Origin of the sequence: Pseudoalteromonas sp. XMcav2-N, from assembly GCF_024124545.1 — a bacterium.
Classification (GTDB): Bacteria; Pseudomonadota; Gammaproteobacteria; order Enterobacterales; family Alteromonadaceae; genus Pseudoalteromonas.
On record NZ_JAMXSF010000022.1, the window covers coordinates 14,876 to 30,113 of the forward strand.

Below are 15,238 nucleotides of genomic sequence, written 5' to 3' on the forward strand. Positions count from 1 at the left end.
GCGCGGGTGTTTTGCTTTGAGAAAATCATATAAATGATTGTTTATTCAGTCGTGCAGATAGGTGGGTTTTCTTTAAGTTGTTATATATCATGGTCTTGGTGTTAGGTTTTGCTTTTTGTGTCTTTATTTTTGGGTAATTATTCAGATAAGTTGAGTTTGTTTTTGAGAGGGTGTTTTGTTAGTTGTTTATAAGCCGGGAAGTGGGCGGAAGTTGCAACGGCAGTTAAATTGGTTGCGGGCTCAGGTAAAGCAACGTCAGCTGGTCGTTCGCTGGTACGATACGAGTGGATTCTTCGGTCAGGATTGCAAAGCGATCAGGGCCCTGGCGCAGGACCAGCAACAGGTTGTGGTGGTAGGCGGAGATGGCACCATCAATCTGGTTGTGAATGCCATAGTTGGTTTACCTATTGCGCTGGCTTGCCTGCCTGCAGGCACGGGGAATGATTTTTGCCGTCAGTTTGGTTACGCAGAGCGACACTGGAGAGCGGCCGTTTTTTCTGCTCATAGTGTCGCGGTAGATCTGGGTGCTATCGGTGAGCGCTACTTCGTCAATATTGCCGGGGTCGGCTTTAATGCTGAGGTGGTGCAGGGTATGCGGGGTAATAAACGCGCCGGGGCACTGAGTTATGTATGGGGTGGGATCAGGCAGCTGTTCTGGGCGCCGACTGTCAGCGTTGCCACGTCGCAAGGCCCTGTGCTGGAGCAGGGGATGATGCTGCTGCTGGCCAATGGTCGTTATTTTGCAGCCGGGTTGCAGCCAGCACCGTGTGCCAGGCTACACGACGGTCAGCTGGAATGTATGTGGTTTAGTGCCAGCGCCTGGTGGCAGCGTTTAGTGGTGTTTGCGGCGATGCTGGTTGGATGTCACCAGCGCTTGCCCTGGGTATATCGTGAAAAACGTGCTGAATTAACCATTACAACGCCTAACCTGATGGTGGAGGCCGATGGCGATCTGGTGGCGCAAACACCAGTCACAATCCGAAGCCTCCCGGGTGCCTTACACCTCAGGACTCTGCCTGAGATGTTCTTGCCGGACTAAGCCAGGCGCGAATACGCTGATAGGGCGTGAGTACAATGGCGTTGCCGATCAGTACCAGAGAAAAGCCGATAAAGGTGTTAAGCTGCCAGACAAACCCTTCAAACCAGGTGCTGAGTGTGACGGCCACCAGAGGAAACAGGACGATCAGGTAACTGGCTTTTTCCGGTCCAATGTTTTTGAGCAGATGGAAATAACAGGCAAACGCGATGACGGTACCGAATACCGACAGATACAACAAAGAGCCCCAGTAACTGGCACTGGCTTCAATACTAAATTGTAGCGGACTGAGTGCCACATAACCGCCTAAAAACAGCGCACTGTACAACATACCCCAGGCATTGCCTTGCAGTACGCCAATCTGGCGGTTGGAATTACGTACACTGACCATATTGCCCAGTGACGCGATAAACATTCCGGCCAGTGCCAGTAGCAAGCCAATGAATGCCTCGCTGTTCAGATCGGCGCTGACTAAGTCCTGCCAGAATAAACTAACAATACCACCCAGCCCCAGTGTGGCACCGATATAAATACGCCCGGCAATGGGCTTTGCAAAAAACAGCCGGGTATTGACGATATTGGCAACCAGCAGCAACGAAAAGGCAATCGACGCCATGGCAGAAGTCAGGCTGCCCTGCGCCCAGTATAACAACAGATAATTTAGCCCAAAGTTACCCAGAGCCAGTAGCATAAAAAAGCCATGATCCGTGAGCGAGTAGCGCATGGGAGGGCGCTTAATAAGCACATAGCACCACATGCAGGCCGCAGAAATTGCAAAGCGGTAAAACAAAGAGACCACTTCGTCGACCGTGCCCAGCTGAAACTCAATCGCCAGCCAGGTTGAGCCCCAGATAAGGACAGTGATCGTATACAAAAAGACGTTGTTCATTCTTTCATCTCACAACAAGGACTAGTCAGCGTGGCCAGTTTAACGATATATTCTGTATATGCCAGATACAAAAAATGTGTTTTTAGACCTATACAGATTGAGCGTGCCATGAGTCAGACCAGCCTAAAACCCGATTATTTATATCAGCAAGTGATCACTGTGATACGTGAGATGGTGGAGCAGGGGTTGCTGAATCCTGGTGATAAACTGCCGTCACTCAGAGCGATGGCGGGTCGACTACGCGTGAGTATTCCTACGGTGCAGCAAGCCTATCAGCAGTTAGAGATGTCGGGTCAGGTTGTGGCCCGGGAAAAGTCCGGTTACTTTTTGCAAAGCGGTCATCCCACCGCCACGCCCAAGCGCAGTAAGTTGCCGGCAAAACCTGTGATGGTGAACAAACAGCAACTGATTGAGCAGGTATATGAGGGGATCCATCTTCCCGATGTGGCGCCGCTGGGACTTGCCAACCCCGTAGCTGCTGCCAGTCCGCAACAGGCTCTGGCCAGAAGTATGCGTCAGGCCATGCGTCAGGCTCAGGAGAGAATGCTCGACTATGGCGCAATTGATGGCCTGATGATGCTAAAAACGCAGATAGTGCAGCAATATCTGGCACTGGGGCTGACCGTGAACAGTGATGACCTGATCATCACCAATGGGGCACAGGAAGCCATAGCCATTGCCCTGCAGTGTGTGACCCAGCCTGGCGATATCGTCGCGATCGAATCGCCCTGTTACTTTGGCATTGTGGAGCTGGTCGAAAACCTGGGTCTGAAAGCGATTGAAATCCCGGTCTGTCCGGACGATGGACTGTGGCTTGACGACCTCAGTGCCGCGCTGGCACGGCACTCCATTAAAGCCTGTGTATTCTCTACCAGTATCAATAACCCGCTGGGTAGCCAGATGCCCGAATCCCGGATGCAGCAGTTGCTGCAATTATTGCGTGCTCATGATGTGACTCTGATTGAAGACGATGTGTATGGAGACTTGTATTTTGGCGAACAGCGGATCAGACCGGCACAGTGCTTTGCCCAGCCGGGTGAAGTATTGACCTGTTCGTCGTTTTCTAAGACCGTTGCGCCTGGCTACCGGGTGGGCTGGATGCTGGCGGGACCATACAGTGCCCGGGCGAAGCGCTTTAAGCGCGCGCTGAGTTGTTCGGCCCCTATGATGAATCAATGGGCGCTGGCAGATTTCATGGCCAGTGGCGAGTTTCAGCGGCATCTGCGCCAGTTACGCAAGCGGCTGCACGACAACAAGCAGAAAATGCGCCTGGCAGTACAGAAGTACTTTCCGGAGCACGTCCGGGTCAGCGACCCCAAAGGGGGGTGTGTATTGTGGCTGGACCTGGGTGAAGGCTATGATGGCGGTTTGTTCTTTCAGCTTGCGCTTCAGGCTGGGATCAGTGTGGCACCGGGTGCCATATTCAGCGCCTATGAGCGTTACCGCAGCTGTGTGCGGATCAGCTATGGTCTGCCCTGGTGCGAGCATATGGAAGGCTATGTGCGTACGCTGGGCACTTTGGTGGCACAAGCGAAAAAGCAGCCACACATGCGCTAAGTATTGAACTTGTGCAAGTGTGGCTGACTGTGCAGGGATAAACCTAGGTTTAGCGGTACGCGAACAACTGATACCCTTTCATTTGGGGGATCATGGCGCTGAGCTGAGATTCTTGTTCTGCAATGGTCTTGAAGTTGCCACACAAAGCGTTGGCTTGTTGTTCCAGCGCTTTTGCCTGGTGCTCTATCTTTTGTTCAATTTCGGCACCCAGGTTTTCCATGCGCTGTTCAAAGCGGTCCATATCGCCGCCTGAACTGACCATTTCTGAGCCGATGGCGACCAGCAGGCTGCCAATGGATTCCATCATGGCACCTTCTATTGCTTGTTCTATTTTTTCTTCAAACTGATGCTCAAACTGCTCACCGAATTCATTGAAGGCCTGCTCTCCCATCACAAAGGTGCCTTGCTGATAAAACGCGCCCTCAATCTCTGTATGCAGTTCATCCATCAGGCCCGACAAGGAATCGAAGTTGTGCAGATTAAACGCGGTTGCCACTTCCTCAATGGCGACGCCAGCCAGTGCTACGCCCTGCAATGCAATACTGGCCACTTTGGGCAGCTCGGCTCTGAGCGTATCGGCATATGTCTGCATGGCCATGCGTTCATCCTGGTTCAGCGAAACGGGTTGATCTGCAATAAACAGGAAGCCTTGCGCGTCTATCATCACAGGCTGGCCGTTGCCATTTTTGATAAATACCTGATCAGGGGTGATCTGTACGTCGTTTTTAAAATCAACAGCGCATTCATCCGTGCTGACAGAAAAATGGTTATCTGTGTGGGCTGCCACCTGGGTAGATAACGCCAACGTTGAAGCAAGCAGTATAGTTTTCATAATAGTGGTCCTTGGTGTGTTGATGACAAGAGAGAACCAACAAGAACAATGCCAATTTATTAACTTATTGATTATTATAGAAACGCCGTATTTTCCTGTGCGATGCATTAGCTGTTTTGTTCATCAATATGACCAAAAAGTGGTGCTTTTGACTAGTGTGTTTTTTGTGCAAAAGCATAATAAAAAATTTTTATCGTATAGATAAAAATGTCTTGCTTTTCAGAGCCTGAATTTAGCGCTAAATACTAACTTAAGCAGGCTCATCATTGCATGAACTGCCGGACTAGTTAGCGAATTTAAGTTTTGGAGCTTATCGTGGGTAAAACATTTTCCTATGATCCGTTAGATGAAGATTATGAAGACGACTTTGGCTCGTTAGACAAAGAGTTGCAGGCCCAGCAAAAGAAGCGGGTGAAGCGTCGTCTGGATGATTATTTGGAACAAAAACGCCTGAAGCGTAATCTGGGAGAGGATGATCTAGATTTCTTAGATGATTGAGCTTGATTGCGGGGCTGTTACCTCGCTTGAGCGTTAAATGGTAAGGCAGCATTTGCTGCCTTACTTGTTTAGATGCTTAGTCTTTGAACGAGTTGTGGCAGTCTTTACAGCCCTTCGCCCAGTTCTTAAATGCTGCACCAATGACTTTCTTATCGCCTGATTCCGCCGCTACAGCCAGCTTTTGCGCATAATCTGCGAATGCCTGTGCTTTGCTGTCAAAGGTTGCTCTGTCAGACCAGATAGCAGGCAGTGCGTCTGTTTCGCCTTTATCTGATCCAGCCGGGAATGCTTCCCATGGCATGGCAGACAACTGAGCTGCATTATTGGCACGTTGTTTAAAGCGTTCTGCGTCAAACGGGACTTTACCTTTGAGCATGTCGCCCATATCACCAATCTGGTAACGGATCAGCTGAAACGCTGCTTTACGGTATTCAATTGCATCTTCCGGCTTTTCGAATAATGAATTTGCCTGAACATTCAAAGACAGCCCAGTTAACAGGCTTGTTAATAAAAGTGTAATTCTCATTTCGACCCCTCAATTAAAAAACTGACTCTGTTCTAAGGCTTTATAAAAGATATTGCAAGTCTCTTAGACGAGATGGGAATTCTGAACTAGATTATATAGTCGATTTGTATGTATTTTGTTCATCACGTTTTACAAACTCATCAATGTGACAACATGATGATGGGTTGGTTTACGTTTGTTTACAGTTTCAAATTTCTTTATAAACATAGGGTTACAGTGAGACATGTGATTTGCTTGCAAATTTTGTAACTTCTTTGTTTGTTTAATATTGTAATTAACCGTGAAGTCACATTATATTGATGAGCGAATCTACTCTCTAAAATTAAAAGAAACATCATTTCAACAACAAGTCCTAGGGGAAACTATGGCCAAGTATTCATTTAAAGCCACCGCGGTAGCAACAGCTGTCTCTGGTGCATTGATGGCAGCATCTGCCACGGCTGCAACGCAGCTTCCAGCAGCTCCTGCTTCTTTGAAGGTACAAGCTGAAGCACTCAGCAACCCGCAACAGGAAAGAGCAGAAGCGTTCCTGGTTGTTCTGAAACAATCTACAGCCGTTGACCTGATGTCTGAAGGCACGTACAGCGCTGAAGCTGCTAAGCAAACTTTCTCATCAGTACAACAAGCTCAGTTCCAGATGAAAGAGCAAATGCGTGCACTTGACCCGCGGGTGAAAATCCTAGGCTCAACGAAAGTACTAGCCTCAACACTGATCGTACAAGCGTCTGAAGATGCACTGAAAGCACTCAGCAAAAACGAAATGGTTGACCGTATTCTTCCACTACGTGAAGACCGCTTGTTTGTTGAAGCAAGTTCTGACTATATCGGTGCGACTAAAGTTCGTAACGAACTAGACGTAACAGGTAAAGGTGTACGTGTTGCTGTACTAGATACTGGTATCGACTACACACACAAAGTATTCAATGAAGCAGCTGGTACGCTAGATGACTATAAAGCGGCTGCTGAAGATCCAACAACAGTAAGCTGGCCACAGGGTATGGTCGTAGGTGGTTACGACCACATGCGTGATGACCCAGATCCGATTGAAGACGATCCTACATACCGTCCAGAGGCAGATGAGCTGTCTGACCACGGTACACACGTATCGCACGATTTAACAGGTATCGCTCCGGACGTTGAACTTTACGTTTACTCTGTATGTGGCGGCGGCTGTCCTTTCGATGCACAGGTTAAAGCGCTTGAGTCTGCAATGGATCCAAATGGTGATGGCGACATCAGCGACCGCGTAGACCTGATGAACATGTCACTGGGTGGTGAATTTGGTGATACTGATGTTTCTTCTGGTACGGGCTACCTGATCCATCGTGCTGTTAAACTAGGCACGAACATGATTATCTCTGCAGGTAACGATGATGACATTCCGTTCCGTGTTGGTGGTCCAAGTACAACGCCTAACGCGCTGTCTGTAGCCTCTTTGACGCACCCTACATTTGAGCGTTTGTTCGGTGAAGCAACGGTTGCTGGCGAAGCAACGGTCGTTCAACCTGCAAGCTTTGGTCCTCAGGTTGCGTTTGACTTTACTCAAGACAATGCTGAACTGGTTTACCCAGAAGCAAACCAAAACGGTTGTGATCTGGACGAAGATGCAAACCCGTTTGCAGACATGGACTTTACTGGTAAAGCAGTACTGATTGACCGTGGCGCCTGTGCGTTCACTGAGAAAGTACTGAATGCCCAAGAACGTGGTGCAGTATTTGTATTCATCGCAAACAACAACGATGACGGCACTCCGGCGCCTATGGGTGGCAGCGACGATGCTGTGACTATCCCGTCTGCAGGTCTGAACTTCGCAGCAGGTGCAAAACTTAAAGAGCAAATGAAAGATGGCGGCAAAGCCACTTACAGTGTCTCTGGTGTTGTTAAAGCGTCTCCGGGTGGCGTATCTGACTTCTCATCACGTGGTCCTTCAATGGACGGCCTGCTGAAGCCTGAAATTGCGGCTCCGGGTTCAAACATCCTGGCTGCGGCTCCGGGTACGGGTGATCAGCTACACCGTAAGTCTGGTACCTCTATGTCTGGCCCAATCACGGCTGGTGCATTGGCGCTAGTGAAAGAAGCGCGCCCTGAGCTTGATGCTCTGGAAGTTAAAGCGATTCTGATGAACACCGCTGACCTGAACATCACGGTTGAATCAACAAACGTAAACCCTGACTCACCGCTGGCACCTATCAGCCGCATCGGTGCTGGTCTGGTTGACGTTGAAAAAGCCATTGCGTCTCCGGTTGCAGCTTGGGTAGACCTGCCTGAGTTTGACACTAAGCAGGCGGCATTGTCGTTCGGTGCTAAGCGTCTTGCAGAGACACAAACTTATACTAAGTCTGTAGTACTACGTAACTACTCAAACGAAGAACGCACATATAACCTGCGTATGGACCACCGTTATCAGAACGATGTGGATTCAGGCGCTGTAACGTTCGAACACCCAGCACAGGTTATTGTACCAGCGGGTCAGACAATTCTGATTGACGTTGACATGACGATTGATCCAAGCAAGCTACCTGAGTTTGGCATCATGAACCCGTTCGACAACGATGAACTGGCGAAAAGTGTTGAAGCACTAGACCTGGCTGAGTACGACGGTGCGCTAATCTTTGATGATGCTGCAACTGAAGGCGACCACGACCTACATGTTGTTTATCACGTGCTACCAAAAGCAGCGGCAGATGCTGAATTCAGCATCGAAGCGGGTGAGCAAATGTCATCGCTGATGGTTGAGAACACCGGTGCTGTGGCTATCTCTGGTATGGCTGAGCAAGTTGTATTGACCAGCGAAGATGATGATCGTCGTTTTGACATCAAAGCAGTGACTACAGCTGCATTCTTGAACGACAACTGTGATTCTGGCATCTCAACTTCTTTCTCACTGCAGTTACAAGATGGCATTAACCACCTGCGTCAGGCGGGCTATCGTCTTGAGTTAGACCTTAACAACGACGGTATTGCTGATAAGTTCGTAACGAAACTGAACGATACCGGCAACAACGCTGCAGTACGTGGTCGTAGCCGTACGCTGATTGGTTCAATCGTTAATGGCGATGACCAGTGGGAGTGGGGTACACCTATGCTTCACGAGTCAGGTGAAGACACTGTGACCTTCACAGCGTGTTCTGACCTGTTTGGTTTGAATGCAGATATGGTTGGCATGCCAATTGGTGTTGAGGCGTTCGTTGGTGAAGCACACTGGCAGTCTGGTATCTGGGGTGCGCCAATGGATTCAGCGAACGGTGGCTTCATCTTCGGTATGAACCCGACTGTTGCACTGAAAGACGGTGAAGGCGAAGCGCTGAAAGAACTGGCGCCTGGTGCAAAAGCGACTGTTGAGTTCGATATGCCGTTTGCATTCACATCAACTGCGGGCACAAACGTAATGGCAGTTGTTCCTGGTGACCTGGACGTACCTGCACTACCTGAGCTGGTTGTTGAGGGTGACTTGAGCGTGAGCGAAAACGCTGAGCCAATGCCTGTTGCAACAGTGAGCTTCGGTGATGAGTCTCCAGCGTTCCCAATCCTGGGCTACCGTCTGGATGGCATGCACGCTAGCAGCTTCGCAATCGATAACAAAGGGGTTATCTCTCTGGTAAGCTCTGAGTACCTAGACTTTGAGATGGGCGTTGAAAGCGTAGAGCTGAAAGTGATGGCGATGGACACTATGGGTTCTTCGACTATGACTGACATTGAAATCGCAGTGACCAATGAGCATGACGAAATGCCTGTGGTTGCACACGGTCAAATGTTCAGCATGATGGACGGTGCACCAGCAGGTACAGTCGTTGGTATGCTTGACTACTCTGTATTTGAAAGCGCAGCTGACGGCATTGTTGGCGGTGAAGTAGAAGGCACTGACCTGTTCGAAATCAACGAGAAAGGTGAGCTGGTAACAACGGCTGAAATCAACCAGCTGGCAGTACCAAGCTATACATTCAAAGTAATGGTTGAAGACAGCGTAGGCCTGAAGTCTGAGATGGTTGAAGTCACTGTTGATGTTGTACTGAATCCTTCATTACACGCGCCAGTGGTTGACCACGGTCAAATCTTCTCTGTAACAGAAAACGCTCAGCTGGGCACTGTTGTTGGCAGACTGGCTTACTCTGACCCAGATGCAGACGTATCACCAGTGACTGAGTTCATCGTAACTGGTACTAACCTGTTCACTGTTGACGCTGATGGCGCCATCCGTGTGAGCGGCGAAATTGACTTCGAATTTGAAAAAGAAGTGAGCTTCCAGGTTCAGGCGAAAGACTCTGCACAATTTGTATCTGAGGTTGTAACTGTACGTGTTAACGTGACTAACGTAACCGGTGGTGATGACAATGACGACGACGATTCAGGTTCACTGGCTTGGTTGACGTTACTTGCAGCACCGTTTGCAGCACTACGTCGCCGTAAGCGTAAGTAAGCAACTAACTAAGCATTAGTTGAAAAACCGCCCCGGGTTTCCCGGGGCGGTTTTTTATGTGTGCAGCTGAATAAAATAGTACGCTGAAATTGAACTGGATGAAGACCCCGCTCAGAGTGTGGTATGCAATGCGGCTCGGCATCAGCAAAGGGCGAGCGTAGCTAAGGTTGGAGACTCAGTGAGAAGCAGGTTGCAAGGTAGTTTTGAGGCCGTCGCTCAGGCTGAAGTCTCAGGCTGAGCGATGCGTTGAATGTTTCTGATCCTTTGCTTGGAAGGTATCTGACAGCACGGTTCTACCAATCCATATCATTGGTATCATGTATTAATACGGATTTTAGTCCCCAATGTCTTTAAAGATCATGCCCCGGCGCATGCTGCGAGTGGCGAGAAAGACTTCGGCCAGCAATGCCACAAATGCGCAGATCAATAGCAACATAGCACCAATAAAACAGCTGGAGAGGGTAACGCCCAGTGACAGTGTGTACAGGTGAGAGACAAATAGCACCATAACGACGGCACAGACCAGCAATGCAGACAGAACACTCATACTAAACGCAACGTGAATGCAGCGAGAGCGTTTGAGCAGGGTGCGCATTTCGCGAGTCAGGTGGCTTTTGAGTTCTTCATCCTGACTATTGTTGAGCTTGCGATCCAGCAATCTGGCGCGGTCGGTGATGCGGGCCAGGCGATTCGATAATACGCCTAATGTGGCCGCGATACCGGTGATCAAAAAGACCGGGGCTACGGCAGTTTGGATCACCTTAGCCATGGTCAGTATACTGACGACATCCGTGTTCATTACCAACGGACCTGGTCGATAATGCCGGGCTGTTCGCCAATGAGTGTTTTTACTACCCTGTTGTGTTCATCCAGCAGAATAAGACGCGGGATCCCTTTATTTGCGTAGTGCTGATAAATCTGTCTATCCGGATCCGCAACCAGTGTAAAGTCCACCCCGAATGACTCGCGAAATGCAGAGAGTGTTTTGTCGTCTTCTTCCCGGCCAATGGCGACGACCTGAAGTGTAGGATCTGCCAGTAGGTTAGAGGCTTTCAATTCAGTTAAGGTTCGCTGGGAATCAGAGCACCAGGTGGCGAACAGGATGACTAACTTTTTGCCCTGAGCTAACTGCACAGGCTGACCGTCAATATTGATCAGTTGAGTATGCTTGAACAGCTCTCCAGACTGGATATAGGTTTCATAGCCTTTGCTGTGAGGAGCGGGATTGGGTGTAGCGTTACAGGCACTGAGTTGGGCACCGAGTGCGATAACCAAAGTGGTCATTGCGAGACGTTTTATCATTATTATGGTCCTTGCGTTACAATACCCCCATTAATGCGTATTTTTCAGGTGAGCGCAAGTTTCAGCGGTGTATCCGCTTGCCCTCCTCAGAAACAGACCAACTCAGAATTACACCAATTTGCTTAATTAAGTGTTCTATTTTGAGGCGAGAAAATATAGTCGATAACAAGGCAAAAATTTTGCTATTTAGTTGCTCTAAATGAGAAATTTTTAACACAGTTAGCGTCATATTTGCTCCTTCAAATTGAACAGGTATTAAGTGAAATTGGTTTCACACAGGCCATTGGTAGACGCCCATTATTATGTTGTATGCATCGTTGTTTTTATCTGCCTTTATTTCCGCTACTTTGCTACCGGCTTCTTCAGAACTCTTGCTGTCAGGATTGGTTGTACAGCAACAGGGAGCGCTGTGGTTATTGTGGCTAAGTGCCACTGCGGGCAATGTGCTGGGCAGTGTGATTAACTACTATTTGGGGACCGCGGTGAGCAGGTTTGAGGGACGACGCTGGTTTCCAGTTTCCAGATCAGCCATGGATAAAGCGCAAAGACAGTTTCAAAAATATGGCACCTTTAGCTTACTGTTTGCCTGGTTCCCCATTGTTGGCGACCCATTGACCCTGATTGCGGGCGTATTTCGCGTTCGCTTTGGGCTTTTTTTGTTGCTGGTATTTCTGGGTAAAGGCTTACGCTATGCCGTGGTGATAGGACTGGCAGCGGGCTTAGTGTAAACCGCTGCCAGGCAAGGTTATACAGGCTTGCGCCACTCCAGTGTTAAGGACACGGAATCGGCAAAGCGCAGTGCATGTGGCTTATCGACCCTGACTTTGGCATAACTGACATCTGGGTGCTGATGACATTCAGTTAAAATGTCAGCAACCAGCTTCTCCAGCAACAGAAAGTGGCCGTCTTCCACTTTGGCGATCACGGCTTTGGTGATGGTTTTGTAGTTCAGCGCATGACCAACTTCATCATGAAATAAGCATTCCGCATCGGCGGGGTAATGGATCTCGATATTGATCACGACATCCTGCTTTTTTTCTCTTTCTTCGGGATTAAACCCAATAAAAGTGCGTAACCTCAGATTGGTGATATTGATGATCGCCGTGTGCATAAGCGGTCCTTAGCGTTTTAGTAGTTGTAAGAATTCATTGCGTGTTTTGGCATCTTCACGGAAGTTACCCAGCATGACTGAAGTACGCATCTGTGAATTTTGTTTTTCAACACCACGCATCATCATGCACATGTGTTTGGCCTCGATCACCACGCCCACACCGCGGGCTCCGGTAACCTCTTCGACTGCCTGCGCAATCTGGTGAGTCAGCTGTTCCTGGATTTGGAAGCGGCGCGCGTACATATCCACAATACGTGCAAACTTAGATAAGCCTAACACCTTGCCATTGGGAATGTAAGCAATGTGTGCACGACCAACGAAGGGTAGCAGGTGATGTTCACACATTGAATAAAGCTCTATGTCCTGGATGAGAACCATGTCATCAGCATCAGAGCTAAATACGGCATTGTTGGTCACATCACTCAGCTCCTGGCGATAGCCCTGAGTCAGATATTCCATGGCCTTAGCTGCACGTTTCGGGGTATCAAGCAGCCCTTCACGATCTTTGTCCTCGCCAACGGCGGTGATGATTTGCTGGAAACTGCTTTTTAATTCTTCATGCATAATAAAACTCACTGTAGTTGATTCGCTCAGGCCTGCTATTTCAGGTGGCGGCCTCCGTCAACGGCCAGGGTGCGACCGGTGATATAATTACTTTTACGCAGCAACTCGACGGCGTCGATCACTTCTCGACAGCCCGGTTCAATGCCCATGATGGATTTCTTCAATGTCTTGGCCTTATATTCTTCACTGTCATCCTCGTTGAAAATGATCAGCGAGGGCGCCACTGAGTTGACCTTAATCTTAGGTGCGTACTTGGCAGCAAAGGAGCGACTGAGGTTATCCAATGCCGCTTTACTGGCAGCATAGGCAATGTGTTTTGGGCTGCCTTTTTCGACCACATAATCTGTAATGTGAATGATATCGGCCGTACTTTCATGGTTTTGCAGTAAAGGCGCCAGCCCCATATTAAGCAGATAGGGAACCTTGGCATGTATGTGCATCATGGCATCAAATAGTGCATTGTGATCCGGATTACGCGCTTCACAGTCCCAGCTCGATGCATTATGTATGACGGCACTTAACGCATTGGTATGCTGCTGAACCTGTGCGATCAGTGTTGCAACGGCATCTGGTTGATTGAAGTCGGCCTGAATACAGGTTACGCCTTGTTCAATCAGCGTATCGATGATTGGGTGTTTTGTGCGATATGTCATGATCACGGGGATGTCTTCAGCAATAAAGTGCTGAACCATCGCCAGCCCTACACGTTGTGCGGCTCCGGTAATCAAAATCGGCGATGTCATTGGCATGTATCCTTCTTTGCAGGTTTAACGAGTAAAGTGCGCAATCGGGCGCGCAGTAGAATGAGCGCCCGGGTTAAGCCCCGCGTTGTGCGTCTGGCCTTGTACGTGAGATAACGCAGGCCAGATCACAGGGCATTGCGTCTGTCACTTATTCACTGTCGTAGATGGTGGGGATAGGCTGACGCTTGTGTTGTGTTTTCTGATAAATGCCGATCAGCAGCTGCTCAACATCCAGGCTGACAGGTTTGCCTTCCAGGAAGTCATCAATGTCATCATAGCTCAGGCCAAGTGCTTCCTCATCAGCAAGCCCCGGGCGATCGCATTCCAGATCGGCAGTTGGGGTTTTATGTACCAGTGATTGTGGTGCACCCAGGTAGTCGGCCAAAGCCCGTACCTGTCGCTTGGAAAGGCCAAACAGTGGCGCCAGATCGCAGGCACCATCGCCAAACTTGGTATAAAAGCCGGTAATATTCTCTGCGCTATGATCGGTTCCGACCACCAAGCCTCTTGTCAGGCCAGCGATTTCATACTGCGCAACCATACGTTGTCTGGCTTTGACATTGCCTTTTACAAAATCAACCAAGGTGGCGTTGGGCACTGTGGCGTCGCTGTCTTGCATAGCCTGAAGTGCCTGCTCGTGCATCGCATCAGCAGCCGCCTTAATATTAACGGTTAAGCGTTTGCTGGGTTGAATAAACTCCAGCGCCTGCTGTGCTTCGTCTTCGTCAGCTTGAGTGCCGTATGGCAGGCGCATGGCAATAAACTGATAACCCTGACAACCTTGTTCGGCATTCAGCTCGTCAATTGCCAGTTGACACAAACGGCCACAGGTTGAGGAGTCAACACCTCCACTGATCCCCAAAACCAGACTATGGCAGTGGGCTGAAATCAGCGTGTGTTTAATGAACTGAACACGTCGGGCGACTTCCGCCGCGACATCAATGGTAGGCTGAACTTTCATTTCAGCGATGATCGCTTCACGCATGGTGTTTCCTCTTACCACCCGTATTCTACGGCTGGTCCAATTATGTCTGATTGTTCTAAGTTTACTTGAATTTGTTACAGATTAGATCTGTTTCTTGCGCTGTTGTGCTTTTCACAGACCCAGGTGTTGCTTGATAGTTTGCAACTCTTGTTTGAGCTGATCAATTTCCTGCAGCAGTTCATCCAGGTTCACGGTTGGTTCTGATGCACTTTCTTGTGCTTGTTCGTAATCTTCCGGGTTGCCGAACAGATGCTGGTAACGCGCTTCTCGTTTGCCGGGCTCTCTGGCCAGGCGCATGGCAAGCTCTTGTTGTTGCAGTTCATTCAGTGCAGCCTCTACTTCGCCAACCGTTGCAAACTCTGCCAGTCGGCCACTGCGGGTGCGTAATTCTCCGGGGGTCTGGGGTCCACGCAACAACAATAAACAGATAACGGCGCGCTGTTGCTCGGTTAGTTGCAGGCTGCCAAATTCGCTATTGCAAAAGCGATGCTGATATTTGTTTACCCTGCCGGATAGTCCCTCGTCACAAACAACAATGCGTTTCTGCTCAAGCTGAGCCAGAGCGTCCAGCACGTCAGACTCGGTCAGAGACATCACCGGTTCCCGGTTCGATTTCTGATTGCACGCATTGGTCAGTGCATTGAGTGAGAGTGGGTACTGGTCTGGGGTCGTCGTTTGCTTTTCCAGCAGACAGCCAATGATCCGCTGTTCAATCTTGGATAAATTCATATCTCTTCCCTAGTATCATGTGCCGCAGGCAGTGTGCAGCAAATCAGGT

The 15,238-nt window shown here is 49.3% G+C and carries 15 protein-coding genes; 5 read left to right on the forward strand and 10 right to left on the reverse strand.

Annotated features, from left to right (window positions below; all coding sequences use genetic code 11):
- Positions 1–175: 175 nt before the first annotated feature.
- A complete protein-coding gene (locus tag NH568_RS21490; protein WP_290444406.1) occupies positions 176–1,039 on the forward strand; it encodes a diacylglycerol kinase family protein in 864 nt (287 codons plus the stop codon).
- Here the strand turns inward: NH568_RS21490 and NH568_RS21495 are convergent.
- Entirely contained in the window at positions 1,005–1,925 is a 921-nt protein-coding gene (locus NH568_RS21495) for a DMT family transporter (protein ID WP_253050746.1), read from the reverse strand. The two genes, NH568_RS21490 and NH568_RS21495, sit on opposite strands and share 35 nt — an antisense overlap.
- 108 nt (positions 1,926–2,033) lie before the next feature.
- On the opposite strand from NH568_RS21495, the gene NH568_RS21500 reads away from it, so the two are divergent.
- Complete coding sequence (locus NH568_RS21500) at positions 2,034–3,482, forward strand: PLP-dependent aminotransferase family protein (protein WP_253050748.1); 1,449 nt, start codon at positions 2,034–2,036, stop codon at positions 3,480–3,482.
- A 49-nt stretch (positions 3,483–3,531) separates the two neighbouring features.
- Here the strand turns inward: NH568_RS21500 and NH568_RS21505 are convergent, their stop codons facing one another.
- Positions 3,532–4,314: a YggN family protein gene (locus NH568_RS21505; RefSeq protein WP_253050749.1), complete on the reverse strand. Its 783-nt coding sequence runs from the start codon at positions 4,312–4,314 to the stop codon at positions 3,532–3,534.
- 315 nt (positions 4,315–4,629) lie between these two features.
- Between NH568_RS21505 and NH568_RS21510 the strand changes: the two genes are divergently transcribed.
- Complete coding sequence (locus tag NH568_RS21510) at positions 4,630–4,812, forward strand: PA3496 family putative envelope integrity protein (protein WP_054017367.1); 183 nt, start codon at positions 4,630–4,632, stop codon at positions 4,810–4,812.
- A 76-nt stretch (positions 4,813–4,888) separates the two neighbouring features.
- On the opposite strand, the gene NH568_RS21515 is transcribed toward NH568_RS21510, so the two are convergent.
- Positions 4,889–5,338: a cytochrome c gene (locus NH568_RS21515; RefSeq protein ID WP_253050750.1), complete on the reverse strand. Its 450-nt coding sequence runs from the start codon at positions 5,336–5,338 to the stop codon at positions 4,889–4,891.
- A gap of 364 nt (positions 5,339–5,702) precedes the next feature.
- Between NH568_RS21515 and NH568_RS21520 the strand changes: the two genes are divergently transcribed.
- Positions 5,703–9,755 carry a S8 family serine peptidase gene (locus NH568_RS21520; protein ID WP_253050751.1) on the forward strand — a complete coding sequence of 1,351 codons (4,053 nt, stop codon included), beginning with the start codon at positions 5,703–5,705 and terminating at the stop codon, positions 9,753–9,755.
- Positions 9,756–10,089: 334 nt separating this feature from the next.
- Here the strand turns inward: NH568_RS21520 and NH568_RS21525 are convergent, their stop codons facing one another.
- Together NH568_RS21525 and NH568_RS21530 are read right to left on the reverse strand one after the other, a co-directional pair.
- Positions 10,090–10,554: a DUF2721 domain-containing protein gene (locus tag NH568_RS21525; RefSeq protein ID WP_253050753.1), complete on the reverse strand. Its 465-nt coding sequence runs from the start codon at positions 10,552–10,554 to the stop codon at positions 10,090–10,092.
- Entirely contained in the window at positions 10,554–11,057 is a 504-nt protein-coding gene (locus NH568_RS21530; RefSeq protein ID WP_253050755.1) for a TlpA disulfide reductase family protein, read from the reverse strand. The genes NH568_RS21525 and NH568_RS21530 overlap by 1 nt, the downstream gene beginning before the upstream one ends.
- 302 nt (positions 11,058–11,359) lie before the next feature.
- On the opposite strand from NH568_RS21530, the gene NH568_RS21535 reads away from it, so the two are divergent.
- Positions 11,360–11,785 carry a YqaA family protein gene (locus NH568_RS21535; RefSeq protein ID WP_253050757.1) on the forward strand — a complete coding sequence of 142 codons (426 nt, stop codon included), beginning with the start codon at positions 11,360–11,362 and terminating at the stop codon, positions 11,783–11,785.
- A gap of 17 nt (positions 11,786–11,802) precedes the next feature.
- On the opposite strand, the gene folX is transcribed toward NH568_RS21535, so the two are convergent.
- The 5 genes from folX to NH568_RS21560 form a co-directional block, all read right to left on the reverse strand.
- Positions 11,803–12,168, reverse strand: coding sequence for a dihydroneopterin triphosphate 2'-epimerase (gene folX / locus NH568_RS21540; RefSeq protein ID WP_253050759.1), 366 nt, complete (start codon positions 12,166–12,168; stop codon positions 11,803–11,805).
- A gap of 9 nt (positions 12,169–12,177) precedes the next feature.
- Positions 12,178–12,732, reverse strand: a complete 555-nt coding sequence (folE, locus tag NH568_RS21545; protein WP_054017374.1) for a GTP cyclohydrolase I FolE — start codon at positions 12,730–12,732, stop codon at positions 12,178–12,180.
- Positions 12,733–12,767: 35 nt separating this feature from the next.
- Entirely contained in the window at positions 12,768–13,475 is a 708-nt protein-coding gene (folM, locus tag NH568_RS21550; protein WP_253050761.1) for a dihydromonapterin reductase, read from the reverse strand.
- Between the two features lie 148 nt (positions 13,476–13,623).
- Positions 13,624–14,460 (reverse strand): ammonia-dependent NAD(+) synthetase, encoded by an 837-nt coding sequence (gene nadE, locus NH568_RS21555; RefSeq protein ID WP_253050763.1) that lies wholly within the window; start codon positions 14,458–14,460, stop codon positions 13,624–13,626.
- 111 nt (positions 14,461–14,571) lie between these two features.
- Positions 14,572–15,189: a YceH family protein gene (locus tag NH568_RS21560; RefSeq protein WP_253050765.1), complete on the reverse strand. Its 618-nt coding sequence runs from the start codon at positions 15,187–15,189 to the stop codon at positions 14,572–14,574.
- Between the last annotated feature and the right edge of the window lie 49 nt (positions 15,190–15,238).

Bases quoted from the DNA above. Each gene is read 5' to 3' on its own strand.
- NH568_RS21500 (WP_253050748.1), top strand. From the start codon at position 2,034: ATGAGTCAGACCAGCCTAAAACCCGATTATTTATATCAGCAAGTGATC.
- NH568_RS21520 (WP_253050751.1), top strand. From the start codon at position 5,703: ATGGCCAAGTATTCATTTAAAGCCACCGCGGTAGCAACAGCTGTCTCT.
- nadE (WP_253050763.1), bottom strand. From the start codon at position 14,460: ATGCGTGAAGCGATCATCGCTGAAATGAAAGTTCAGCCTACCATTGAT.
- folE (WP_054017374.1), bottom strand. From the start codon at position 12,732: ATGCATGAAGAATTAAAAAGCAGTTTCCAGCAAATCATCACCGCCGTT.
- NH568_RS21505 (WP_253050749.1), bottom strand. From the start codon at position 4,314: ATGAAAACTATACTGCTTGCTTCAACGTTGGCGTTATCTACCCAGGTG.
- folX (WP_253050759.1), bottom strand. From the start codon at position 12,168: ATGCACACGGCGATCATCAATATCACCAATCTGAGGTTACGCACTTTT.
- NH568_RS21495 (WP_253050746.1), bottom strand. From the start codon at position 1,925: ATGAACAACGTCTTTTTGTATACGATCACTGTCCTTATCTGGGGCTCA.
- NH568_RS21525 (WP_253050753.1), bottom strand. From the start codon at position 10,554: ATGAACACGGATGTCGTCAGTATACTGACCATGGCTAAGGTGATCCAA.
- NH568_RS21535 (WP_253050757.1), top strand. From the start codon at position 11,360: ATGTTGTATGCATCGTTGTTTTTATCTGCCTTTATTTCCGCTACTTTG.
- folM (WP_253050761.1), bottom strand. From the start codon at position 13,475: ATGACATCGCCGATTTTGATTACCGGAGCCGCACAACGTGTAGGGCTG.
- NH568_RS21560 (WP_253050765.1), bottom strand. From the start codon at position 15,189: ATGAATTTATCCAAGATTGAACAGCGGATCATTGGCTGTCTGCTGGAA.
- NH568_RS21530 (WP_253050755.1), bottom strand. From the start codon at position 11,057: ATGATAAAACGTCTCGCAATGACCACTTTGGTTATCGCACTCGGTGCC.
- NH568_RS21515 (WP_253050750.1), bottom strand. From the start codon at position 5,338: ATGAGAATTACACTTTTATTAACAAGCCTGTTAACTGGGCTGTCTTTG.